A 24,397-nucleotide genomic window follows, 5' to 3' on the forward strand; every position below is an offset into this window, starting at 1 on the left:
GGCGACCGCTTGACCTCAACCGCACGGTGACCGTCAGCCGGGAGCGGGCTCACCGGCAGCTGGCGGCCTTCATGGACGAGCGGGCCGCGGACGCGGTGCTCGATCTGACCGGCGGGGACGTCAACGAGGGCCTGCTGAGGGTGCGTGACACCGTGCCGCGCGTCACCGGCTCCCCCGCCAGGACGTTCCGGCAGTGGGCCCGGGAGCATGCGGACGCCTTCCGCTGAGCCGGCCGCCGGGCCCGCCGCTCACCCCTCCTCCAGTACCGCCATCGCCGCGTTGTGCCCCGGGATGCCGCTCACTCCGCCGCCGCGCGGCGCGCCCGCGCCGCACAGGAGGACGGTGGGGTGGGCGGTCGCCACGCCCCAGCGGGCCGGGACGGTGTCCTCGGCGGAGGGCTCGGCCTCCGCGTACGGGAAGGCCAGGTCGCGGTGGAAGATGTTGCCACCGGGCAGGCCCAGCTCACGGTCCAGGTCGAGGGGGGATCTGGCCTCGATGCAGGGGCGGCCGTCGGCGTCGTGGGCCAGGCAGTCGGCGAGGGGTTCGGCGAGGTGGCTGTCGAGTTCGGCGAGGGTGGCCGCCAGCAGGCGGTCGCGGGTGGCGGCGTGGTCGGCGGTATCGGCGGCGAACAGCCGCGCGGGGGCGTGCAGACCGAAGAGGGTGAGCGTCTGGTAGCCCTGGCGGACCAGGTCGGGGCCGAGGATGGAGGGGTCGGTGAGGGAGTGGCAGTAGATCTCGGAGGGCGGGGCCGTGGGCAGGGCGCCGGACGCGGCCTGCTGGTAGGCCTCCTCCAGCTGGCGGTAGCCCTCGGCGATGTGGAAGGTGCCGGAGAAGGCCTCCCTCGGGTCGACCTGGGTGTCCCGTAGCCGCGGCAGCCGGGTGAGCAGCATGTTGACCTTGAGCTGGGCGCCCTCGGCGGGCGGCGGCGGGGCCTCGCCCATGAGGCGGGCCAGTTCCCGCGGGGAGGCGTTGACCAGGACCCGGCGGGCGCCGACGGTGCCCTGGTCGCAGGTCACCTCGGCGGTCCGGCCGTCCGTCGCGATGCCGGTCACCGCGCACTCGGTGACGATCTCGGCCCCGGCCCGGCGGGCGGCGTCGGCCAGCGCGTCGGTGAGGGCGCCCATGCCGCCGATGGGGACGTCCCAGTCACCGGTGCCGCCGCCGATCACGTGGTAGAGGAAACAGCGGTTCTGACGCAGCGACGGGTCGTGCGCGGTGGCGAAGGTGCCGATCAGGGCGTCGGTGAGCACCACCCCGCGGATCAGGTCATCGCTGAAGGTCTCCTCGACCAGCTCACCCAGGGGGCGTTCGAACAGCGCGTCCCAGAGGGCGTCGTCGTCGATACGGGCGCGCAGCGCGCCGCGCGAGGGGAGCGGCTCGGTCAGGGTGGGGAAGACCCGCTCGGCCAGCCGCTGCGTACGGCCGTAGAAGCCCTGCCAGGCGGTGAACTCGGCGTCGGAGCCGGTGAGTTCGGCGAAGGCCTTACGGGTCCTGGCCTCGCCGCCGCCGACCAGGAGTCCGGTGGGGCGGCCGTCGCGTACGGCGGGGGTGTACGAGGAGACCGTGCGCTTGCGGACCGCGAACCGCAGCCCGAGGTCCTGCACGATCTTCGGCGGCAGCAGGCTGACGAGGTAGGAGTAGCGGGACAGCCGGGCGTCGACCCCGGCGAACGCCCGGGTCGACACGGCCGCACCACCGGTGTGGTCCAGCCGCTCCAGCAACAGCACGCTGCGCCCGGCACGTGCGAGATAGGCGGCGGCCACCAGTCCGTTGTGCCCGCCACCGACGATGACCGCGTCATACGAAGTCCGTTCCGGCATGCCCCTTGGTAGCACGCGGTGATCCCGGTCGCCAGGTGCAGGCGGCTGAAACCTCCGCCCGGGGCGGTGCGGCTTCTTGACCGGGCACAGGGCGGCTCCTAGCGTCACCGGCCGTGCTCCGCCCCGGCCACCGCTCCCGCCGTCCGCTCCGCGAGCCGTCCCGCCCACCCGTGAGGTGACCCGTGCCCCATCCGTCGGTACCCCGCATCGGCCGCACCGTCGCCGGACTGACCGCCGTCGCCGCCTGCTCGGCCGGGCTGCTCGCGGCCCCCGAACCCGCCTCCGCCACCCCCGACCCGGCCCGCGCCCCCGGCGCCCCGCGCAGCGGGACGTATCCGAACCTGGCCCCGCGCCCCCCGATGGGCTGGAACAACTGGTCGTACTACATGTGCGACCTCGACGAGAAGACCGTCCTCGACAACGCGCGGGCGCTGGTCCGTACGGGGCTGGCCGGCAAGGGCTACCGCACCGTCACCGTCGACGACTGCTGGATGAGCAGACAGCGCGGCGCCAAGGGGCAACTGCTGGCGGACCGGACGAGGTTCCCGCACGGCATGGCGTATCTGGGGCGGCAGCTGCACCGGATGGGGCTGGAGTTCGGGATCTACACGGACGTCGGCACGCACACCTGTGAGAAGTTCCCGGGCAGCCTGGGGCACTTCCGGCAGGACGCCGAGCAGTTCGCCCGCTGGAAGGTGGACTACGTCAAGGCGGACGGCTGCAATGTGCCGGTCGCGCCGGGACACACCAAGGAGGAGACCTACCGGGACCTGTACGGGCGGATGAGCCGGGCGCTGCACGCCACCGGCCGCCCGATGACCTTCTCGGTGTCGGCACCGGCCTATTTCCAGTTCGCCGGGGACAGCGTCTGGCACCGGGTGATCGGCTGGTCGGCCGAGGTCGGCAACCTGTGGCGGGGCGGCCGCGATGTGGCCCTCCAGAAGAACACCCCGGCCGCGAAGTGGTCCTCCATCGTCTACAACTTCCGCTACAACTCCCGCCTGGCGGGCCTCCAGCGGCCCGGCCGCTGGAACGACCCGGACTTCCTGCTGGCCGGGGCGTCGGGCCTGACCCGGCAGGAGATGCAGAGCCAGATGTCGCTGTGGGCGGTGATGGCCGCCCCGCTGATCTCCAGTACGGACGTCGGCAATCTGCCCCCGGCGGCGCGCGAGGTGCTCGGGAACGAGCGGATCATCGCCGTCGACCAGGACGCGCTCGGCGTCCAGGGGCGCGTCGTCGCCCAGGACGACGGCTCCGCGGTGCTGTCCAAGCCGCTGAAGAACGGCGACCGGGCGATCGCGCTGTTCAACGCGGGCGCCACCCCGCGCACGCTGTCCGTCACGGCCGGGCGGGCCGGGCTGCCGGAGGCCGGCTCCTACCGGCTGCACGACCTGGTCACCGGCCGCCGTACGCACGCCGGGCGGACCATCGAGGCACGCGAGGTGCCGCCGCACGGCACCGTGCTCTACCGGGTCACCCCGGACTGATCCGGCCGGCCCTCAGCTGCCGTCCCGCTTCCCCCGCCGGTGTGCCGCGCGCTCCTGGTGCAGCACCGCGGCCCGGCGGTGGAGCGCGGCCGCCTCGTCGCCGCGGCCCAGCTGTTCCAGGCACTGGGCGAGGTCGCCCTGGCTGGCCAGCGCGTCGAGGTGGGCGGCGCCGAGGACCCGGGCGCGGGCGTCGGCGACCTGGCGGTAGAGGTCCAGCGCCTCGCTCCAGCGGCCGAGCCAGCCGAGCGCCACCGCGGTCTCCCGGCGGCTGACCAGGGTGTCGGGGTGGTCGGGGCCGAGCACCCGGGCGCGGGCCGCGGCGACCTCACGGGCCTCCACCAGCGCCTCCTGCCAGCGGTGCAGCCGCCCGAGGTTGACGCCCAGACCGTGCCGGGCGCGCAGGGTCTCGGGGTCGTCGGCGCCCTGGGCGCGGGTACGGTCCGCGACCAGGCCGCGGTAGAGGGCCAGGGCGTCCGCGCTGCGGCCGAGCCGGCCGAGGCCGATGCCGACCTCGTAGCGGGCGGCGAGGGTGTCCTCGTGATCGGGCCCGAGCGTGGCGGTACGGGCCGCCACGACCTCCTGGTAGGTGTACAGCGCCTCCGCCCACATCCCCAACCTGCCCAGCACATGGGCGAGTTCACAGCAGGTGGCGAGGGTGTCGGGGTGCTGTGCGCCGAGCACCCGGGCACGGGCGGCGGCGACCTCCTGGGACAGGGCGCGGCAGTCCTCCAGCCGGCCGAGCCGGCCGAGGTTGCGGGCGACGTGGTGGCGGCAGCTCAGCGCGTCGGGGTGGTCCGGGCCCAGCGCGCGCTCGCGGCCCGCCAGCACCTCGGCGTAGACCTGGTGCGCCTCGAAGTGCCGGCCGAGGCGGCCCAGCGCGTGGCCGGCTTCCAGGCGGCTGGTGAGGGTGTCGGGGTGGTCGGGGCCGAGCAGCCGCTCGCGCTCGGCGGCGAGCGCGCGGTGTGCCTCCCCCGCCTCCTCCCAGCGGCCCAGCCGGCCGAGGTCCAGCGCGGCGGTGTGCCGTCCGGCCAGCTCGGCGAGGGTGGCGCGGCGGTCGTCCGGCGGCGCCGGGCTGGCGATACCGGCGGCCGGGGACGCGCCGCCGTCCCGCGGGTCGGTGCCGCCGGTCCAGCTGCCGGTGAGGACCGTGGTGGCCGCGCCGGCCGGATACCGCTGCGGCCACCGGGTGGCTCCCGCGCCGGAGCCGGGCCGCATCCCGTGGGTCCAGGGCGGCAGTTGCCAGGCGGGGACCGTCGCCTCCTCGGAATTGGCGGCCGCGGTGGCCCGGGCGGGGTGCGGATGGCGGGCATCGGCGAGGCGCTTGCCCAGCTCGCCGGCGTCCCGGGGGCGGTCGTCGGGGTCCTTGGCGAGGAGTTCGAGGATGATCCGCTCGTGGGCCTCGGGCAGGTCGGGGCGGAGCGTACGCGGCGGCTCCGGCGCCAGGTCGCGGTGCCCGACGAGCACCGCCCAGGCGTCGCCCAGGTCGAACGGCGGCACACCGGTGGCGATCTCGTAGAGCACACAGCCCAGCGAGTAGAGGTCGCTGCGGTGGTCGACCCCGTGGGCGCCGATCTGCTCGGGCGACATGTAGTGCGGGCTGCCCATGGCGACACCGGTGCCGGTGAGGCGGGCGGTGAAGCCGATGTCATGGCCGAGCCGGGCGATGCCGAAGTCGCAGATCTTGACCGTGCCGTCGGCGGTCCGCACGATGTTCGCCGGTTTCAGGTCACGGTGCACGACCGCCTGTTCATGGGTGTAGGCGAGCGCGGCGGTGACCTGTTCGGCGATCTCGATGACGTCCGGTACGGGCAGCGGCTGGCGGCGGTTGTCGTCCAGCAGCTGGCTGAGGTTGCGGCCGCTGAGCAGCTCCATCACGAGGAAGAGGGTGCCCTCGTCCTCGCCGAAGTCATGGACGACGGTGATGCCGCGGTGCTGGAGCGCGGCCGCGACCCGGGCCTCGCGGCGGAAACGTTCGCGCAGAACCTGGAGGAACGAGGGCTCGTGCCGCGGGCCCAGCGGCTTGAGGCACTTGACCGCCACCTGCCGGCCCAGCGACTCGTCGCGGGCCCGCCACACCTCCCCCATCCCGCCGCGCCCGATCGTGTCGAGAAGCCGGTACCGCTGTTGAATCAGTCTGTTTTCCGCCACCGTGTATCGCCGCCCCCGTCCCCGTTCCCCGCGGTCAGCCGCGCAGCTCCCCCTGCGTGCCCTCCTGCCCGTCCAGTATGGCGGCGGAGCGGCGGAGCTTGTAGGGCGCTGGGCGGGCGCCGGGGCCGAGCCGTGCGACGGCGCGCGGGATGTGGCGGGGTGGGAGCCGCCAGCGGGCCGCGGGCGGAACGGCGCGCAGCAGACGGCCGGTGGCGCGCAGCCGGCGGGTGACGGCGTCCGGCGGAGGTGCGGGGCGCCCGTAGAGCTCGTGTGCGGACGCCGGGAGTGCGCCGTAGGCGAGCTGGGCCACCTGCCGCCAGATCAGGGCGCGGGCCGGGACGAGCACGGCCGGGGTCGGCGGCCGGCGCAGGAACGCGTCCACCTCACGGGCCTCGGGGGTCGGCGCCAGGGCGGGCCGTACGCGCTCGAAGTAGGCGGCGAGCGCGGCCCGGCTGCCGGGCACCCCGTCCGGGTCGAGGCCGACGAGCCGGGCGCTCGCGCGCTGTTCGTCGAGGTAGGCGTCGGCCTGGGCGGCGCTGACGGGGTAGCCGGAGCGGCGGAGTACGTGCAGGTAGGAGTCCACCTCGGCGCAGTGCACCCACAGCAGCAGGTCCGGTGCGTCGACGCCGTAGCGCTCGCCGGTGGCCGGATCGGTGACGGACAGCCGGCGGTGGATACCGCGGACCGCCGCGCCGGCCCGTTCGGCGGCCTCGGTGGTGCCGTAGGTGAGCGTGCCGACGAAGTCCGCGGTCCGCATCAGCCGGCCCCAGGCGTCCCGTCTGCCCTGCCGGTTCATCTGAAAGGCGGCGGAGTTCTGGAACACGCCGCGCACCGCGCGCGGGTGCAGCGCCTGGAGGTACAGCGCACGGATTCCCGCGATCCACATCATCGGGTCCGCGTGCATCTGCCAGGTCACGGAACGGGGCCCGAAGAGCCCCGGGTCGTCTGCCGTCACCACACCTCCTGCCGGCGGTTCAGCGCCGCACCCGCGGCATTCCCAGGCCGATCCACGAGATGATCTCGCGCTGGATCTCATTGTTGCCGCCGCCGAAGGTGAAGATGACGGCGGAGCGGTAGCCGCGTTCCAGTTCGCCGTGGAGGACGGCGCCGGCCGAGCCCTCCTTGAGTGGGCCCGCGGCGCCGACGACCTCCATGAGCCAGGCGTAGGCGTCGCGTCGGGCCTCGGAGCCGTAGACCTTGACCGCCGAGGCGTCCTGCGGGGTGAGAGTGCCCTGCTGGAGGGCGTCGACCATCTGCCAGTTCAGCAGCTTCATGGCGTCCAGCCGGGCGTGGGTGCGGGCCAGCCGGCCGCGTACCCAGCCCAGGTCGATGACCCGGCGGCCGTCGGTGAGTGCGGTGTCGGCGGCCCAGCGCTGGACGTTGTGCAGGGCACGGATGGCCATGGTGCCGTGGGCGGCGAGGGTGACCCGCTCGTGGTTGAGCTGGTTGGTGATGATCCGCCAGCCCTTGTTCTCCTGGCCGACGCGGCGGGAGGCGGGGACGGTGATGTTCTCGTAGTAGCTGGCGGTGGTGTCGTGCGAGGCGAGGGTGTTGATCACGGTGCACGAGTAGCCGGGGTCGCTGGTGGGGACGAGGAGCATGGTGATGCCCTTGTGGGGCGGGGCGTCCGGGTCGGTGCGCACCGCGAGCCACACCCAGTCCGCGGTGTCACCGTTGGTCGTCCAGATCTTCTGCCCGTTGACGACGTAGTGACCGGTGTCCTCGTCGCCCTCCCGTACGGCGCGGGTCTTGAGGGCGGCCAGGTCGGTGCCGGCGTCCGGTTCGCTGTAGCCGATGGCGAAGTCGATCTCGCCGGAGAGGATTCTGGGGAGGAAGAAGGACTTCTGCTCGTCGGTGCCGAACTGCATGATCGTCGGGCCGACGGTGTTCAGCGCCATCAGCGGCAGCGGGACCCCTGCCTGGGCCGCCTCGTCGAAGAAGAGGAACTGTTCCATCGGGGACAGGCCGCGGCCGCCGAACTCCTTGGGCCAGCCCACGCCGAGCCAGCCGTCGGCCCCCAGCCGGCGCACCGTCTCACGGTAGAAGCGCTTCTGGGCGGCGGGGTCGGTGAGGGGTGCGCCCCGGGTGCCCTCGGGGTCCCGGGCGTAGGTGTTGTCCGGCACCAGCGAGGCGAAGTATGTGCGCAGCTCGGCGCGCAACTGCTGCTGCTCGGGGGTGTATTCGAGGTGCACGTCCCCTCCAGTTCGTCCGGTCCGGTCGTCCGGTTCCGGGGCGGCCCGTGAAGCTGACGGGCCGTCGACTGCCGGATCGAGGGCACAGTAGAACTTGTTCCAGTAATACGGAAGGGTGCCGGCCCCGCGTACGGCCGGGGCGACGGGCGGCGGACGGGGACCGCTCACGCGCACACACGAAGGCCCGGTCCGGTACCGCTGCGGTACCGGACCGGGCCTCCCCGGGGCTCCATCAGCCCACGGTGTGCTTCGTCGGGTGGCTCGGCTGCACCCGGGTGCGGCGGACATCCTTGCAGTACTTGACGAGGCCGCTGTTGGTCACGTACTTCGCCGCGACCCAGGCCCCCCGCCCCTCGCGGGTCAGGTACCAGACGGAGTTGCCGCCCACGCTCTGGGTGCGCACCTTGCACACCAGGCCGACGTGCGAGCGGTGCCGGAGGTAGCCCCGCACGGAGGAGTCCGTGCTGGGGTACTGACGCTCGCTCAGGCCCGCCTTGGCGGTGACCACGCCGTAGGGCTTGGCGGGGCCCTGCGTCGCCTGGGCCGGGGCCGCGGCGAACAGCGTCGCACCGAGGGCGACGGCCGTGACCAGCGCGCCCGTCCCGGCTGCCAGCTGTCTGCCTCGCGCCGCGAGGATGTCGGTCGTGGACATAGGGGTCTCCTGTTCTTGACGCGCAGTACCACCCACTGGTGGGAAGTGGACATTACGCGCAAACCACCATGGGGATGTGGTGAAACGACGAACAGGCCGCCGATCGTGTGACGGGGCGGGCGTGCCCGGATCACGGGCCGTCACCTCTCGGCCCGTATACCGGTGACGGCCGGGTGTCAGCCCTCGGTGCCGACGCGGTGGATGCCGAACGAGCCGCCCTGCGGGTCCCGGATCACCGCGACCTTCGGGCCGTGCGGGACCTCCGTCGGGGGCACCAGCAGCATCCCGCCGGACTCGGCGGCCCGGGCGGCGGTCGCGTCGACGTCGGCGACCGCGAAGTACGGCAGCCAGTGCGCCCGGACGTCCTCCGGGTAGAACTCGTCCAGCGCGCTCAGGCCCCCGAAGTCGGCGCCGTCGACACCCCACTGCGGATAGTCCTCGTGGGTGCCCACGGTCCAGCCGAAGACCCCCGTGTAGAACGCCTTGGCGGCCTCGGCGTCCCGGGTGGCCAGCTCGACCCAGCCGAGTGAGCCCGGCGCGTTGAACAGCGTGGCACCGGCGAACGAGCGGGCCTGCCAGACCGAGAAGACCGCGCCCTCCGGGTCGGCCAGTACGGCGAAGCGGCCCACGTCGAAGACGTCCATCGGCCCCGTCAGCCGCCGCCCGCCCGCCCCGGCGACCGCCGTGGCCGTCGCATCGGCGTCCCGGACCGCGAACGACACGGTCCAGGCGGTGGGCTGACCGGGGGCGTAGAGAGGGGTCAGTGCGGCGACCGGGTCGTCGCCCAGATACAGCATGGTGTAGCCGCCCGCCGCCTCGCGCGGGTCGGTCTCGGCGCGCCAGCCGAAGACCTGGCGGTAGTACACCGTGGCGGCGTCCACGTCCGAGGTCCCCAGCTCCACCCAGCAGGGCGCGCCGGGCGTGGGCTCAGTGATCTTCACGGTGTGTTCCGTCCCTTTGCGCCGGGGCGCCGGCCGGGCGGTGCGGCGCTCGTCTCGGTACGCCGCCGATCCGGTGTCCGTACGCTGCCGATCGTCCGCCGGGCACGGCGGGGCCGCAACCGGAGGGCGGACACCCCTCCGTGGCGGGTCACTCCCGGGCGGCGCGCAGAAAGCGCAGGGCGCTGTCCGGGGCGTCGGGGGCGAAGGCCGCGGCCAGCGCGCGGGCGGCGTATCCGGCTTCCTGGGCGGCGCGGGGCAGCATGGCCGCTTCGTAGGCGCGTACCGCCGTGTCCGGATCGTCGCCCCCGGCCAGGGACCGGGCGAGCGCCCAGCCGTCGAGCAGGGCGAGGCCGGCGCCCCCGCCGAAGAGCGGCGCCATCAGGTGCGCGGCGTCGCCGAGCAGGGTCAGGCCCGGGGTGTGGGCCCAGGCGTGCGGCACCGGGAGCGCGAACAGCGGCCGGCTGACGAACCCGCCGTCGCTCTCCTCCAGCAGCGCCCGCAGCCGGTCGTCCCACCCCGCGAACCCGTCGAGCAGGACGGCCCGGACGGCCTCGGTGTCCGTCATCCGCACCCCGGCCTCCAGGGCCCAGTCCTGGGAGCCGCGGAAACCGGCGTACACCTGGAGACGACCGCGGCCGTGCCGGCGGGCGATCAGCCCCCTGCCGGCGGACAGCGCCAGCAGGCCGCCGGCGCCGGCCGGCTCCGCGAGGTGCGGGTGGCGACGGCCGGCGTCCGCGAGGCCGGTCTCGACGAAGGTGACACCGGAGTAGTGGGGCGTGCCGTCGGAGAGCATCGGCCGCACCCGGGACCAGGCGCCGTCGGCGCCGACGACCAGGTCGAAGGTCTCGGTGTGGCCGTCGTCGAACTCGGCCCGGTGGCGGCCGTCGCCGCACGGATGCAGGGTGCGCAGATAGCTGCCCCAGCGCACGGTCCCTTCGGCGAGGGAGGCCAGCAGCAGACCGCGCAGTCCGGCCCGGTCGACCTCGGCGCGGTCGGGTCCGTCGGAGGCGTCGGGGGCCTCGTGCACCTCGGGGATGTCCTGGAGGAGCACCGTCGCGGTGTGGTCGAGCAGCCGCATTCCCTGGCCGACGGGGCGGGCGAGGTCGGTGAACTCCTCGTACAGGCCCGCCGCCCGGAGCGCGGGCCGAGCGGTCGTCATCCGCAGTTCCAGGACGGCGCCTTGGGGATCGCCGGCGACCGACGTCTCATGGGCGAAGACGGTGACCGGGATGCCGCTCCGCTGGAGCACCCGGGCGCAGAGCAGCCCGCCGGGGCCGGCGCCGATGATCGCGATACGCGGAGGGGTGGGGTGCATGACGCTCCTCGGCCGGGCGGGATCACAGCCTCTCCCCAGAAGACCACAGGGGTATATGAGGTGCAATCGAGACGTTTTCGGGCTGACTCAACCCAGAATGCTCGAAAGTTCTTGACGAGCCGTCATCAGGAGGTCCGGCGCGTGGGCGGGCGGAGAGCGGGTAGGTCACCCCAGGCCAGGGCGCCCCCTCGGGAGGCCCGGGGCGCGGCGAGGCGCTGGTCGGCCGACAAATGGGATAGTTGACCGTTTACCGAACCGCGCGCTTGCAGTATTAGGTATGCCTAACCTAATGTAACGACGCGTGTCGACGACCAAACCACCTGCCACTGCACCCCCTGTGCCCGACCCGCGTCCCGCCGCGAACGCCCTGCGGCGCGTCCCGCTGTTCGTGGCCGGGCTCGGTGCACTGGCGGTCTGTGCCGCTCTGAGCCTCGCCCTCGGTGCCCGCTCCGTACCGCTCTCCACCGTGTGGGAGGCGCTGACCGGCGCCACCCACGGACCGGACGCCCTGGTGGTGACGGGACTTCGGGTACCGCGGACCGTCGTGGCACTCGCGGTGGGCGCCGCGCTCGGGGTCGCCGGAGCGGTCGTCCAGGGCATCACCCGCAACCCGCTCGCCTCCCCCACGACGCTCGGCATCAACGCGGGCGCGGGCTTCGCGGTGGTCACCGCGATCTACGCACTGCATCTGACCCGGCCCGTCCAGTACCTCTGGTTCGCGTTCGCGGGCGCCGCGGCCGCCGCGCTGTTCGCCCAGGCCCTGGCCCGGCGGGCCGGTGACCTCGACCCGGTACGCCTCGCGCTGGGCGGCACCGTGCTGCAACTCGTGCTGCTCTCCTGGACGTCGACGGTCATGCTGGCCAGCAAGCGGTCGCTGGACGAGGCCCGCTTCTGGCTGGCCGGTTCACTGGCCGAGCGCCCGCTGGCGGTGCTCTACCCGGTGCTGCCGACCCTGGTGATCGGCCTGATCCTCGCGTTCGCCCTGGCTCCCTCCCTGAACGCCCTGGCGCTGGGCGACGATTCGGCGCAGGCGCTGGGGGTGCCGGTGTCCCGCATCCGCGCCGTCGGCGGCCTGGCCGTCGTGCTGCTCGCCGCGTCCGCGGTGGCGGTGGCCGGTCCGCTCGCCTTCATCGGGCTGGCCGCACCACACCTGGTCCGCCAGCTGCTGCGCACCTCCGACCACCGGGTGCTGGTGCCCGGCTGTCTGATCGCCGGACCGCTGCTGCTGCTCACCGCCGACATCCTCGGACGGCTCGTCATCCGGCCGTCCGAGCTGCAGGTCGGCATCATCAGCGCGTTCCTCGGCGCGCCGCTGCTGGCGCTGCTGGCCCGGAAGGTGGCCCGATGAACGAGGTCATACGAAGCGCGACGCCGCTCGGCTCCCCGTCGGCGGCCCCGGGCGCCGGGCGCCGGCCCGGACGCGGCCGGACCCCGCTGCTCGGCCTGGCCGGTCTGCTGGTGCTCGGCGCGCTGGTGACGGTGTCCGTGGCCAACGGTGAGATGCCGCTACCGCCTCTCGAGGCGGTCAAGGGCCTGTTCGGCGCCGGAAACGCCGGCACGGTGCTGATCGTCCAGGAGTTCCGGGCGCCGCGGATGGCCGCGGCGATCGTCGCGGGGGCGGGCCTGGCCGTGGGCGGTGCCCTGCTGCAGCGACTGTTCCGCAATCCGCTCGCCTCCCCCGATGTGATGGGGGTGACCGGCGGGGCCTCGTTCGGTGCGGTGGCGATGCTGGCCGCCGGGGCCTCGCAAGTGATGGTGCCGCTGGCCGCGCTCGGCGGCGGGCTGCTCGCGGCGGTGCTGCTGGGGGTGTTCGGCTGGCGCTCCGGCACCAGTGTGACCCGGCTGGTGCTGGTCGGTCTCGCCGTACAGGCCGGGCTGACCGCGGCGGTCAACTTCATGATCGTCAGCTTCCCCACCGAGCTGGCCGGTTCAGCCGTGCAGTGGAAGACGGGCTCGCTGTACGGGCGGACCTGGACCGAGGTGTGGTCCGCGGGCGGTGCGGTGGCCGTGGGCCTCGCCCTCGCCTTCCCCCTGAACCGCCGGCTCGCCGTCCTCGACCTGGGCGACGACTCGGCCGGCACGCTCGGCCTGAACACCCACACCGCCCGGCTGCAGATCCTGGTCGTCGCCATCGTGCTGGCCTCGCTGGCCGCGGCGCTGACCGGCCCGGTCGCCTTCGTGGCACTGGCCGTCCCGCACATGGTGCGGTTCCTCGCGGGGCCGCCGACCGCCGGGACGCTGGCGCTGTCCGCCCTCGGTGGTGCCGTCCTGCTGCTCGCCTCCGATCTCGTCGCGCAGTATCTGCTGCCGGTCAGCGGCCTGCCGGTCGGAGTGGTCACCGCCACTCTGGGGGCGCCCTGGCTGCTGGTGCTGATGATCCGTCAGAGCAGTTCCGTGAACAGGAGTGTCCGATGACCGCCAACCAGCTCTCCACCCACGGACTCGATCTGCGCTATGGCGACCGGCTGATCGTCGGCGGCCTCGATCTGGTGCTGCCCGGCGGCGCCGTCACCGCCGTCGTCGGCCCCAACGCCTGTGGGAAGTCGACCCTGTTGCGCGGTCTGACGCGACTGCTGGCGCCGGCCGCCGGTACCGTCGCGCTGGACGGCGCCGATATCCACCGGATGCCGGCCCGTGCGCTGGCCCTGCGGATGGGGCTGCTGCCCCAGCAGCCGGTCACCCCCGACGCGATCACCGTCGAGGCGCTGGTACGGCTCGGCCGCTACCCGCACCAGCGGCTGCTGAGCCCCTGGTCGACGGCGGACCAGGAGGCGGTGGAGGAGGCGCTGCGGCGCACCGGCACCGTGGAACTGCGCCACCAGCCCGTCGACCAGCTCTCCGGCGGCCAGCGGCAGCGTGCCTGGATCGCGCTCGCGCTGGCCCAGGACACCGATCTGCTGCTGCTCGACGAGCCCACCACGTTCCTGGATCTGCGGCACCAGCTCGACGTCCTCGACCTGGTCGCCGCGCTGCACGCCGAGGCGGGCCGCACCGTGGTGATGGTGCTGCACGACCTCGGGCAGGCCGCCCGTTACGCGGACCATCTCGTGGTCCTCAAGGACGGGCAGCTGGCGGCCTCCGGCGCACCGGCCGACGTCCTCGACGCGGAGCTGGTGAAGTCCGTGTTCGACGTGGACTGCCGGGTGATCCCCGACCCCGAGACCGGCACCCCGCTGGTCGTCCCCAAGGGCAGCGCGAAACGGCACCCCGCCGTCTCCGCCTGACCCGCACCGCTCCCCCACAAGCCCTTCCCTTTCCGCTCTCCTCTCCCCTCAAGGAAGTCGAACCCTCATGTTCACGAGATCTGTTCTCTCCGGCCGCCGGCTGCCGGCCGCCCTGCTCGCCGCCACCGTCGGTGCCGCGACCCTGACCGCGTGCGGCGGCGGGGCCGCCGAGGACGGCGACGACGCGGCGAAGGGCGGCGCCGGCTTCCCGCGCACCGTCAAGAGCGTCCTCGGCGGCGACGTGAAGATCCCCGCCAAGCCGAAGCGTGTGGTCGTCCTGGACACCGGCGAGCTGGACGATGTCGCCACGCTCGGCATCAAGCCGGTCGGCGCGGTCTCCCCGCACATGAAGACCGAGGGCGGCTTCCCCTCGTACCTCAAGGACGAGATCGGCGGCGTCAAGGACGTCGGCCCGCTCCTGGAGCCGAACCTTGAGAAGATCGCGATGCTGAAGCCCGATCTGATCCTGTCCTCCAAGGTCCGGCACGAGAAGATCTACGACAAGCTCAAGGCCATCGCGCCGACCGTCTTCACCGAGACCACCGGCGGCCCCTGGAAGGCCAACCTGAAGGTCCACGCCAAGGCCCTGGGCCTGGAGAAGGAGGCGGACCGGAAGCTGAAGGCGTACGAGAGCCGGGCCAAGGCGCTGGGCGAGGCCATCAAGAAGAAGAACCACGGCAAGATGCCCTCGGCGTCCGTGGTGCGCTTCGTCGCCGGCCCGACCCGCCTCTACCAGAAGTCCTCCTACAGCGGCGTGGTCCTGAACGACATCGGCCTGGCCCGGCCGAAGTCGCAGAGCTCCACCGACCCGGTCAAGACGATGCTCGACGTCAGCCCGGAGCAGATCGACAAGGCCGACGCCGACCTGGTGTTCGTGACCGTCGCGGACGACCCGGACAAGACCCAGCAGAAGGACGTCACGTCCAACCCGGTCTGGAAGGACCTGAAGGCCGTCAAGGACGACAAGGTCTTCGACGTGCCGGACGAGACCTGGATGTCCGGCATCGGTATCCAGGCCGCCGAGCACATGCTCGCCGACGTGGCGAAGGCCGCCGGCGTGAAGCTGCCGAAGAGCTGAACCACCAGGGGGTGGGCCGCCGTCCCCCGGCCCGCCCCCACGGCCCGGCCACCGTCCGCCGGGCCGGCCAGTCCCCCCGCACCACCCTTGCTCCCGAAGGGGTCCCGCTCATGCGGATGTACCTGCTCGCCCTCAACCCCACCGACTCGGTCACCGAGGGATTCCTCCCCGCCGCCGCCCGCCTCGGTCTCGACATCACGGTCCTGACGGACCAGCCCGAAGCGCACCGGCGCACCTCCCCCGGCACCGAGGTCCTGGAGTGCGACGTCCATGACTTCCGCGCCGTCATCACCCGAATAGCCACCCACCACCCGGCCGCCGCGGTCTTCACCAACAGCGACCATCTGCAGACCCAGGCTGCCCTGGCGGCCGACTACTTCGGGCTGCCCGGCAAGGACTGGCGGGCCGCGCTGCGCGCCAAGAACAAGGCCGAGATGCGCCGCCACCTCGCCGCGGCCGGCGCCGACACCGTGCGCTCCGCCGAGCTGGCGCCCGGCCAGGACCCGGCCGCGCTCACCGCCGCCGAGCTCCCCTACCCCTGCGTGGTCAAACCCCGCGAGGGCGTGGCCAGCGAGGACGTGATGCTGGCCACCGGGCCGGACGAACTGATCGCGCGGGCCGAGGAGATCCAGGCGCGGCGCCCTCAGGCGGCGCTGGTCGCCGAGGAGTTCCTGGCCGGTGAGCTCTACACCCTGGAGACCCTGGGCGACGGCCACCGGCGCCATGTCCTGGGCGGCTTCCACACCACGGTCTCCGCACCGCCCGCCTTCATCGAGGAGCGGCACGACTTCGTCGCCGTCCCCCCGGAGCCCGTGGTCGACCAGGTGCTGGCCCAGCTCGACGCGCTGGGCGTCGGGTTCGGCGCCTGTCACACCGAGTTCGTGGTGCACGAGGGCCGGGCGCGGCTCATCGAGGTGAACTACCGCGTCATCGGCGACCAGTGCGATCTGCTGCTGGCGCAGGTGCTGGGCATCGAGCTGTTCGAGCACATCCTCCGTACGCATCTGGGCGAGCCGCTGCCCGCCGATCTCGGCGCGCGGCAGGACGGTGCGGGCCGGGTCGAGTACGCCCTCGCCGACCGGGCCGGGACGCTCACCGCGGCGCCGGCCGCCACGGACCGCGAGGAGGACGGCGTACGGCTGCGCTACCGGCCGCTGCGGGCGACCGGCACCGAGCACCCGCTGTACCGCACCAACCGCGACTACCTGGGCGTGCTGCGGGCCACCGGCACCGACCGGCAGGCCCTGGACCGGGCCGCGGACGGCTTCTTCGCCACCGAGCGCTGGGAGATCACCTCGTGACCACCGCCCTCGACACCACCGCCGGCCCCGCCGCGCAGGAGGCCGAGGAGTCCGAGCTGCTGCTGCGGGTGCTGAGCGCGCTGCTGCGGGAGGACGTCGTCGGGCTGCGCTCCCGCGGCACGCTGCGGGAACGCCCGGACGGCCCCTGGCTGCGGCTGCCCGCAGGCCCGGACGCCGGTGCCCTGCTGCTGCCGCTGGGCCCGGACGGCTACCAGAGCACCCACGCGGCCCGGCTGCCGCTGCTGGTCCGCGAGTCCGACGGCGCCCGGCTGACCACGGCCGACGAGATCCTCGCCGCGCTGCGGGAACTGGCCGACCCGGCCGACCGCTCCGGCTTCGACGCCTTCGCCGAGGAGTGCCGCCAGACGCTGGCGACGATGCGGCTGCACGCCCGTACCCGGGACGAGTTCGAGCAGAGACTGACGGAGCGTCATGGCGCGGCGGCCGAGGGCTGGCCGGGCCTGGACGGCGGTCTGGCGTACGACGCGCTGGCCGCCCGCCTGGACCACCCCGTGTACCCGACCGCGCGCGGCCGCTCCGGCCTCGACGAGGACCAACTGCGGGCGTACGCACCGGAGTTCCGTCCGGACTTCGCGCTGCGCTGGCTGGCCGTGCCGCGGTCCGCGCTCACCGTGGCGGGCGGCGGCGAGGCGGCGCTGCCCGGCTGCTGGCCGTCCCCGGCCGAGCTGGGCCTGCCGGACCTCGGCGGCAGCCATCTCGCGCTGCCCGTCCACCCGTTGACGCTCGGCGCGCCCCTGGACGAGGCGCTGCGGGAGACCGGCCTGGAGGGCACGGCGGTGCTGTCCGGGCGGGCGCTGCTCGACACGGTGCCGACGCTGTCGATGCGGACGGTGGCGGTGGCCGCCGATCCCCGGCTGCATCTGAAGCTGCCGCTGGCCACCGCGACGCTGGGGCTGCGCAACCGGCGCACCATCAAGCCCCGTACGCTCATCGACGGCGCCGAGGGCCAGCGGCTGCTGGAGCGGGTGATCGCCCGCGAGCCGCGGTTCGCGGAGTCGGTCCTGCAGGCCGACGAGACGGTCTACGCGAACGCCGGGCACGAGCTGCTCGCCGTGCTGTGCCGCCGCTACCCGGCCGGTCTGGACGGCAGCGCCGTGGTGCCGCTGGCCGCGCTGCTGGGCCGGGCGCCCGGCGGACGGCTGGTGATCGACCAGCTCGCGGACCGCTTCTACGGCGGCGATCCGCTGGCGCTGCTGGACGCCCTGCTGACGCTGCTCTTCGACTGGCAGACCACGCTGTTCGGCTACGGCATCGGCCTGGAGTCGCACCAGCAGAACATCTCGCTGGTGCTGGACCGGGCCGCGGACGGCACCCGGCTGCGGCTGCTGTTCAAGGACAACGACGCGCCGCGGTTCCACACCGGGCGGCTGCGGGAGACGCTGGGCGCGGACGCCCCGGACCCCGCGGACTTCGCCGACCCGCGGATCTTCGCCGAGGACGACCGGCCGGTGCTGGACCTGTTCACCACCATCACCGTCCATCTGTGCGCGGGCTCCTACGCCTTCGGGCTGGCCCGGCACGGACGCGCCCCGCTGGGCCGGCTGCTGGACCTGGTCCGCGACCGGCTCGCCGAGGCCGTGGCACGCCTGGGCACCGCGCCGGGCGAGCCGGGCGCCGCACTGCGCGCGCACGTCCTGGACGCCCCGGAGCTGCCGGTCAAGGCCATGGTCAGCGCCGGCAGCCTGCTGTCGAAGGAGCGTTCCGGCGCGGCCGACATCAACAAGCACTACACCACCGGCCCCAACTACCTGCTTCCGCTGGGGACTTCCTGATGCGCACCGCCACCTCCCACCGGATCGAACCCGCCTCCGTCGAGACCAAGGTCCGCCCGGGCCTCGCCCGCCGCCAGGTGTACGCGGTGGCCGGCTGCTACTTCGTGGCGTCGTTCGCCGCGCTGGGCCTGCCGCCGTACCTGACCGAGATCCTGCCCGAGCTGGGCGACGGCGCCGCCCGCTGGGCCGGTCTGCTGTACATCGTGCCCACCATCTTCGGCGCCATCGGCGCGCCGCTGTGGGGGCGGCTGGCCGACCGCTTCGGCCGCAAACGGCTGCTGCTGCGGGCGCAGTTGGGGCTCGCCGCGGCGTTCCTGCTGGCGGGCTGGGCCGACTCGCTCGCCACCTTCACCACGGCGCTGGTGATCCAGGGCGTGCTGGGCGGCACCTTCGCCGCCTCGAACGGCTACCTGGGCGCGGCGCTGGAGGGCCATGCGCTCTCGCGTGCGCTGACGCTGATGCAGGGCGCCGCGCGGGCGGCCCTGGTGTGCGCGCCGATCGTCGTCGGCTCGCTGACGCCCTGGCTGTCGCCGCACCGCCAGTACGCCCTGCTGGCCGTGCTGCCGCTGACCGCCGCCGTGATGCTGGCGGCGCTCCCGGAGCCGCCGCGGCACCAACCCACCGCGCCGCGGGCCGCGACCGCGGAGGCCGACACGGACGGGGCGTCGGCGGTCGAGGCGGCCGCGGCCGAGGCCGCCGGGGACGGGCCGTCCCGGCGCTCCCCGGACGCGTCGCTGCGGGCCCTGTACGCCCTGGAGTTCGCCTTCGTCTTCTCCACCGTCATCTCCTTCCCGTACCTGATCTCCCTCATCAAGGAGCGCATACCGGGCACCGGGCCGATGGTCTCCGGTGTGCTGTTCGCGCTGCCGCACCTGTGCTATCTGGTCGCGGCGATCGCGGTGCACTCCCTCTTCCGGCGCCGCCCCCGGCTCGGCATATCCCTCGGCTTCGGCTGTATCGCGCTGGGCCTGGCCGGGCACGGCCTCGCCGACTCACTCACCGCCTTCGTCGCGGTCCGGCTGGTCCTCGGCGCCGGCCTCACCCTGGGCCTGGTCTGTATGTCGATGCTGGCCGCCGACTGCGCCAAGGGCCGTGCCCCGGGCGGGCTGTTCGGCTCCATCGAGTTCTTCTCCAAGGCCGGTGCCGTCGCCGCCGGTGTGGCCGCCGCGATCGGAAACGACTGGTTCGGTCCCACCGCGCCCGTCCTGACCGGTACCGCGATAGCGCTGGTCACCGTGCTCGCGACCGCCGTCCCCCGCCTTCCCCGTACTCTCCGCACCCGCAGGAGCCCCCGATGCCCTCGCTGACCAACTCCCCCGGCACCACCGCGGCGGGCGCCGCCCCCGCCGGTCTGCCCACCGCCGACCAGGCCGTGGCGCACACCCTCCTCAACTGCCTGCTGCGCGAGGTGTCCGGACCCGAGCACCAGACCGCCGTCGACGACGGGCGGCTGCTGATCCGGCTGCCGCGCCGCGGGGTGCTGCTGCGGGTCGCGCTGCGCCGTACCTCGCTGCTCGGCGCGCACCGCTTCACCGGCCCGGTGTCCGAGCAGACCGCCGACGGCTGGGCCGAGGTCGGCTGGCGCCGGCTGGCCGAGTACGTGCACGCCGAGCTGTCGCTGCGGACCGGTGTGGACAACGAGGAGTTCCTGGCGCAGATCGCCTCCAGCCACCAGGCCGTCTCGGTGGCGCTGGCGGCCCGTACGGAGCACCGGCCGGCCGCCGGGGCGTACGGCGAGGAGGACTGGCAGACCACCTATGTCAGCTCCGAGCAGTCGCTGATCCTCGGCCACCGCTTCCACCCGACGCCCAAGGCCCGTACCGGCGACCCGGCCGCCTGGGAGTCGTACGCGCCGGAGGCCGGGGCCGCCTTCCCGCTGCTGCTGCTCGCGGTGCGCGAGGAGCTGATCGCCGAGGAGGCGGCCGAGGACGGGGCCACGGCCCCGCTGGACGCGCTGCACACCGAGGTCCCGGAGGGCTACCGGCTGCTGCCCGTCCACCCCTGGCAGTACGAGCTGCTGCGCGACCACGCCGGTCTGCGGGAGGCCCTGGACCGCGACGACATCCGGGTCCTGGGCACCGGCGGGACGCCGTTCGCGGCCACCGCCTCGGTGCGCACGCTCTACGACGGTGACGCGTTCCTCAAGTTCAGCCTGAACGTCCGGATCACCAACTGCCTGCGGAAGAACGCCAGTTACGAGCTGTCCGGGGCGGTGGCCCTGACCCGGCTGCTGGCGCCCGCGCTCGCCGATCTCGCCACCCGCTTCCCCGGCAGCGCGGTGCTCCGTGAGCCCGCCTACCGCAGCCTGGCGCTGCCCGGCGCCGACGGCCGGCCGGACACCGAGCTGCTCGAAGGGTTCGGCGTCATCGTCCGCGAGGGCCTGTCCCAGCGGCTGCTGCCCGGCACCACCCCGCTGCTGGCGGCCGCCGTCGCCGACGAGTACCCCACCGGCCCGGCCCATATCTCCCGCCTCCTGGACGGCGCCGGGCCGCAGGCCGCGCTGGACTGGTGGGCCGCCTACCTCAACCTGCTCCTCCCGCCGGTGCTCGCCGCCTACTTCGACCACGGCCTGGTGCTGGAGCCGCACCTGCAGAACGTGCTGGTCTGCGTCGACGGCGACGGGATGCCCGCCCAGGTCCTCTTCCGCGACCTGGAGGGCACCAAGCTGGTCCCCGAGCACCACGCCGAGCTGCTGGCCTCGCTGCCCGAGCAGGTCGCGGCGCCGATGACCTACGACGCCCAGCGCGGCTGGGACCGGGTCGTGTACTGCCTGCTGGTCAACCACGTCGCCGAGATGCTCGCCGCGCTCGCCGACCTGCACCCGGACACCGAGACGGAGCTGTGGGCGCAGGTCCGCCGCACCCTGCGGACCCACGCCGACCGGTACGGCTGCCCGCCCCGGCTGGCCGCCCTGCTCGCCGGTGTCCCGCTGCCCGCCAAGGCCAATCTGCTCACCCGCTGGGCGCGCAAGGCCGACCGCGAGGCCGGCTATGTCCTGCTGCCCTCGCCGCTGGCCGAGGCCGTCCTGTCCGGCGCCGGCGGCGCCGACGACACCACCCCCTGGAGCGCACGATGACCACCCCCGGCCTCGCCCCCACCCCCGCGGTCCGCGACCGCGTCCAGGGGCTCGCCCCCGAGGAACTGCCCGCCTACGTCTACGACCTGGCGGCGCTGCGCACCCACCTGGCCGAGGTCCGGGCCGCGCTGCCGGAGGGCATCGAGCTGTACTACGCAGCCAAGGCAAACCCGGAGCCGGAGCTGCTGGGCGCGCTGCGCCCGTACGTCGACGGCTACGAGGTCTCCTCGGGCGGCGAACTGGCGCACGTCGGCAAGGCCGTGCCCGGCGCCCCGCTCGCGTTCGGCGGGCCGGGCAAGACCCCCGCGGAGGTCGCCCAGGCGCTGGAGTCCGGGGTGGAGCGCTTCCACGTGGAGAGCGTGTACGAGATCCACCTGCTCGCGAGCCTGGCCGCCCGGCTCGCCCCGGAACGCCGGATCGCCGTGCTGGCCCGCTTCAACCTGCCGGTCGACGACGGTTCCCTGGACGGCAGTTCGCTCGCCATGGGCGGCCGCCCGACCCCGTTCGGGCTGGACCCCGGCCAGGCCGCCGAGGTCGTCGCGCTCCTCACCGACGGCACCTACCCGCAGCTCGAACTCCGCGGCATCCACGCCCACTTGGCGAGCGGCCTGGAGGCACCGGAGCAGGTGGCGGTGGCGGAGGCCATCGTGACCTGGGCCGCCGGACTGGCCGCCGATCACCGGTTCCCCCTGTCCGAGGTCGTCGTCGGCGGCGGGATGGCGGTCGACTACGCCGCGCCGGAGCGCCGTTTCGACTGGCGCGCGTACGGCGCGGGCCTGGCCCGGCTCGCCGCGGCCCACCCCGGTCTCACCCTGCGGATCGAGCCGGGGCGCGCGCTCACCGCGTACTGCGGCTGGTACGCCACCGAGGTGCTGGACGTGAAGCACAGCCACGGCGAGGAGTTCGCCGTGGTGCGCGGCGGCACCCACCATCTGCGGACCCCCGCGACCAAGGGCCACGACCAGCCCTGCACGGTGCTGCCGTCCGACGCGCCCTGGCCGCACCCCTGGCCGCGGTCGGCGGCGCAGGGCGGCCTGGTCACCGTCACGGGGCAGCTGTGCACCCCCAAGGACGTCCTCGCCCGCGACGTCCCGGCGCCGGGGCTGCGGGCCGGTGACCGGGTGGTGTTCGGGGTGGCCGGGGCGTACGCCTGGAACATCTCGCACCACGACTTCCTGATGCATCCGCGCCCCGGCTTCCACTTCCTCGACGGTGCGGAGTCCGGCGCGGCAGGGGAGGCCTGAGGTGCTGCGCCCCAACGAGGTCCGGCGCAGGATCGGTGCGGGCGAGGAGGTGTACGGGCTGTTCAGCACGCTTCCCGAGCCCACGATGGTGGAGATGATCGGCTGCGCCGGGTACGACTTCGTCATCCTGGACACCGAGCACACCCTCGTGGACCCGCAGCGGCTGGAGAACCTCATCCGGGCCGCCGAGACGACCGGGCTCACCCCCTTCGTCCGGGTGCCCGAGGACGACCCCGGCGCCGTGCTGCGCGCCCTGGACGCCGGGGCGATGGGCATCGTCGTCCCGCACGTCCGGAGCCGCGCGGACATCGACGCCGCGATCCGGGCCGCCCGCTACGCCCCCGAGGGGATGCGGTCCCTCAACGGCGGGCGCGGCCCGGGGTTCGGCCGGATCGACCCGGCCGAGTACCTGCGCCGGGCCAACGCGGAGATCATGGTCATCGCGCTGCTGGAGGACGCCGAGGGGGTCACGGCGATCGACGAGATCCTCGCCCCCGGTGGCGTCGACCTCGTGCTGCCCGGCCCCGGCGACCTCTCGCAGTCGTACGGGGTGCCCTGGGAGGTCCGCCACCCCCGTGTCCAGGAGGCGGTCCGTACCCTCCGTGCGGCCTGCGCCCGCCATGACGTCCCGTTCTGCGCCATGTCCACCACGCCGGAGCGCCGCGCGCAGTGGCGGGCCGACGGTGTCACGGCGTTCGTCGTGGGCGAGGACCGTGATCTGACGGCGCGGGCGCTGCGCGGGCATCTGGCGCGGACCGCGGGCCGGGAGTGACGGCAACACCATCGGCGGTACCGGCCGGGGCCCCGGCCGGGAACGGATGACGGGATATCCGATCGTCCGAAGGAGCTGAGCGGGAGATGGACCGGAACACGGCATTCTTGATCGCGGGCGCGGGGCTGGCCGGTGCCAAGGCCGCGGAGACGCTGCGCGAGGAGGGCTTCGACGGCCCGCTGGTGCTGCTGGGCGACGAGCGCGAGCGGCCGTACGAGCGGCCGCCGCTGTCCAAGGGCTATCTGCTGGGCAGCGAGGAGCGGGAGTCGGTCTTCGTCCATCCGGCCGAGTGGTACGCCGAGCACGAGGTCGAACTGCGGCTGGGCCAGGCCGTCACCGCCCTCGACCCGGCCGGCCACGAGGTGACGCTCGCGGACGGCAGCCGGCTCGGCTACGCCAAGCTGCTGCTGGCCACCGGCTCCAGTCCGCGCCCGCTGCCGGTGCCCGGCGCCGACCTCGGCGGTGTGCACTATCTGCGGCGGCTGGCGGACAGCGACCGCCTCAAGGAGGTCTTCGGGTCCGCTTCCCGGATCGTGGTGATCGGCGCCGGCTGGATCGGGCTGGAGACCACCGCCGCCGCCCGCGCGGCCGGCGCCGAGGTGACCGTGCTGGAGGCCGCGGCGCTGCCCCTGCTGCGGGTGCTGGGCCCCGAGGTCGCCCGGGTCTTCGCCACCCTGCACACCGACCACGGGGTCGAGCTGCGCTGCGGGGTCCAGGTCGCGGAGATCACCGGCACGGGCGGCGTGGTGGACGGCGTCCGGCTGGCGGACGGCAGCCTTGTCGGGGCCGACGCGGTGATCGTCGGCGTCGGGATCACCCCCAACAGCGAGGCGGCCGCCGCGGCGGGGCTCAAGGTGGACAACGGCGTCGTGGTGGACGAGCGGTTGTGCTCCTCCCACCCGGACGTCTTCGCCGCGGGCGATGTCGCCAACGCCTACCACCCGCTCCTGGGCCGGCATCTGCGCGTCGAGCACTGGGCCAACGCCCTGCACCAGCCGCGGACCGCCGCCCGGGCCATGCTGGGACAGGACGTCCGCTACGACCGGCTGCCCTACTTCTTCACCGACCAGTACGACCTGGGCATGGAGTACACCGGCTATGTCGAACCGGAGGGCTATGACCGGGTCGTCCTCCGCGGGGACCCCGGTGCCCGTGAGTTCATCGCCTTCTGGCTCACCGAGGGGCGGGTGCTGGCCGGGATGAACGTGAACGTCTGGGACGTCACCGAGCCGATCCGGGCGCTGGTGACGAGCGGGCGGGCGGTGGACCCCGAGCGGCTGGCCGATCCGGCCGTGCCGCTGACCGAACTGCTGCCCTGAGCTGCGGCGACCCGGTTCTCACGGTGCGCCCCGGG

Annotated in this window: 19 protein-coding genes and 1 pseudogene; 13 read left to right on the plus strand and 7 right to left on the minus strand. The window is 74.1% G+C overall.

The window, feature by feature from the left end; translation table 11 throughout:
• Nucleotides 1-38: 38 nt before the first annotated feature.
• Nucleotides 39-227 (plus strand): annotated as a pseudogene (locus ACWC9R_RS26655) (capsule biosynthesis protein CapD); the annotation flags it as partial.
• A 21-nt stretch (nucleotides 228-248) separates the two neighbouring features.
• On the opposite strand, the gene ACWC9R_RS26660 reads toward ACWC9R_RS26655, so the two are convergent.
• On the minus strand, nucleotides 249-1,820 hold the full coding sequence (locus ACWC9R_RS26660; protein ID WP_450735205.1) for a phytoene desaturase family protein: 1,572 nt from the start codon (nucleotides 1,818-1,820) through the stop codon (nucleotides 249-251).
• Nucleotides 1,821-2,002: 182 nt separating this feature from the next.
• Here ACWC9R_RS26660 and ACWC9R_RS26665 point away from each other — a divergent pair, with 182 nt between their 5' ends.
• Complete coding sequence (locus ACWC9R_RS26665; protein WP_450735207.1) at nucleotides 2,003-3,307, plus strand: glycoside hydrolase family 27 protein; 1,305 nt, start codon at nucleotides 2,003-2,005, stop codon at nucleotides 3,305-3,307.
• Nucleotides 3,308-3,319: 12 nt separating this feature from the next.
• Here the strand turns inward: ACWC9R_RS26665 and ACWC9R_RS26670 are convergent, their stop codons facing one another.
• The 6 genes from ACWC9R_RS26670 to ACWC9R_RS26695 form a co-directional block, all read right to left on the minus strand.
• Complete coding sequence (locus tag ACWC9R_RS26670; RefSeq protein ID WP_450735208.1) at nucleotides 3,320-5,455, minus strand: protein kinase domain-containing protein; 2,136 nt, start codon at nucleotides 5,453-5,455, stop codon at nucleotides 3,320-3,322.
• 34 nt (nucleotides 5,456-5,489) lie between these two features.
• On the minus strand, nucleotides 5,490-6,359 hold the full coding sequence (locus ACWC9R_RS26675; protein ID WP_450735244.1) for an oxygenase MpaB family protein: 870 nt from the start codon (nucleotides 6,357-6,359) through the stop codon (nucleotides 5,490-5,492).
• 70 nt (nucleotides 6,360-6,429) lie between these two features.
• Entirely contained in the window at nucleotides 6,430-7,647 is a 1,218-nt protein-coding gene (locus tag ACWC9R_RS26680) for an acyl-CoA dehydrogenase family protein (protein WP_450735209.1), read from the minus strand.
• Nucleotides 7,648-7,879: 232 nt separating this feature from the next.
• Nucleotides 7,880-8,299, minus strand: a complete 420-nt coding sequence (locus tag ACWC9R_RS26685) for an SH3 domain-containing protein (protein WP_450735210.1) — start codon at nucleotides 8,297-8,299, stop codon at nucleotides 7,880-7,882.
• 176 nt (nucleotides 8,300-8,475) lie between these two features.
• The gene (locus ACWC9R_RS26690; protein WP_450735212.1) at nucleotides 8,476-9,240 is read right to left on the minus strand and encodes a VOC family protein; all 765 of its coding nucleotides are present in this window, start codon (nucleotides 9,238-9,240) and stop codon (nucleotides 8,476-8,478) included.
• A 148-nt stretch (nucleotides 9,241-9,388) separates the two neighbouring features.
• Nucleotides 9,389-10,555, minus strand: coding sequence for an FAD-dependent oxidoreductase (locus ACWC9R_RS26695; RefSeq protein WP_450735214.1), 1,167 nt, complete (start codon nucleotides 10,553-10,555; stop codon nucleotides 9,389-9,391).
• 337 nt (nucleotides 10,556-10,892) lie between these two features.
• Here ACWC9R_RS26695 and ACWC9R_RS26700 point away from each other — a divergent pair, with 337 nt between their 5' ends.
• The 11 genes from ACWC9R_RS26700 (at nucleotide 10,893) to ACWC9R_RS26750 (ending at nucleotide 24,362) form a co-directional block, all read left to right on the plus strand.
• The gene (locus ACWC9R_RS26700; RefSeq protein ID WP_450735216.1) at nucleotides 10,893-11,903 is read left to right on the plus strand and encodes a FecCD family ABC transporter permease; all 1,011 of its coding nucleotides are present in this window, start codon (nucleotides 10,893-10,895) and stop codon (nucleotides 11,901-11,903) included.
• Nucleotides 11,900-12,970 carry a FecCD family ABC transporter permease gene (locus ACWC9R_RS26705; protein WP_450735218.1) on the plus strand — a complete coding sequence of 357 codons (1,071 nt, stop codon included), beginning with the start codon at nucleotides 11,900-11,902 and terminating at the stop codon, nucleotides 12,968-12,970. Before ACWC9R_RS26700 ends, ACWC9R_RS26705 begins: the two co-directional genes overlap by 4 nt.
• Entirely contained in the window at nucleotides 12,967-13,779 is an 813-nt protein-coding gene (locus ACWC9R_RS26710; RefSeq protein WP_450735220.1) for an ABC transporter ATP-binding protein, read from the plus strand. The genes ACWC9R_RS26705 and ACWC9R_RS26710 overlap by 4 nt, the downstream gene beginning before the upstream one ends.
• Nucleotides 13,780-13,846: 67 nt before the next feature.
• A complete protein-coding gene (locus ACWC9R_RS26715) occupies nucleotides 13,847-14,857 on the plus strand; it encodes an ABC transporter substrate-binding protein (RefSeq protein WP_450735222.1) in 1,011 nt (336 codons plus the stop codon).
• A gap of 110 nt (nucleotides 14,858-14,967) precedes the next feature.
• Complete coding sequence (locus tag ACWC9R_RS26720) at nucleotides 14,968-16,158, plus strand: ATP-grasp domain-containing protein (protein ID WP_450735224.1); 1,191 nt, start codon at nucleotides 14,968-14,970, stop codon at nucleotides 16,156-16,158.
• Entirely contained in the window at nucleotides 16,155-17,951 is a 1,797-nt protein-coding gene (locus ACWC9R_RS26725) for an IucA/IucC family protein (protein WP_450735226.1), read from the plus strand. Before ACWC9R_RS26720 ends, ACWC9R_RS26725 begins: the two co-directional genes overlap by 4 nt.
• On the plus strand, nucleotides 17,951-19,258 hold the full coding sequence (locus ACWC9R_RS26730; protein WP_450735228.1) for an MFS transporter: 1,308 nt from the start codon (nucleotides 17,951-17,953) through the stop codon (nucleotides 19,256-19,258). The genes ACWC9R_RS26725 and ACWC9R_RS26730 overlap by 1 nt, the downstream gene beginning before the upstream one ends.
• Nucleotides 19,246-21,027, plus strand: coding sequence for an IucA/IucC family protein (locus ACWC9R_RS26735; protein WP_450735230.1), 1,782 nt, complete (start codon nucleotides 19,246-19,248; stop codon nucleotides 21,025-21,027). The genes ACWC9R_RS26730 and ACWC9R_RS26735 overlap by 13 nt, the downstream gene beginning before the upstream one ends.
• Nucleotides 21,024-22,271 carry a type III PLP-dependent enzyme gene (locus ACWC9R_RS26740; protein WP_450735232.1) on the plus strand — a complete coding sequence of 416 codons (1,248 nt, stop codon included), beginning with the start codon at nucleotides 21,024-21,026 and terminating at the stop codon, nucleotides 22,269-22,271. Before ACWC9R_RS26735 ends, ACWC9R_RS26740 begins: the two co-directional genes overlap by 4 nt.
• Nucleotide 22,272: 1 nt before the next feature.
• On the plus strand, nucleotides 22,273-23,043 hold the full coding sequence (locus tag ACWC9R_RS26745) for an HpcH/HpaI aldolase family protein (protein WP_450735233.1): 771 nt from the start codon (nucleotides 22,273-22,275) through the stop codon (nucleotides 23,041-23,043).
• An 86-nt stretch (nucleotides 23,044-23,129) separates the two neighbouring features.
• Nucleotides 23,130-24,362 (plus strand): NAD(P)/FAD-dependent oxidoreductase, encoded by a 1,233-nt coding sequence (locus ACWC9R_RS26750; RefSeq protein ID WP_450735235.1) that lies wholly within the window; start codon nucleotides 23,130-23,132, stop codon nucleotides 24,360-24,362.
• Nucleotides 24,363-24,397: the final 35 nt, after the last annotated feature.

This window comes from Streptomyces sp. NPDC001219 (assembly GCF_053597915.1).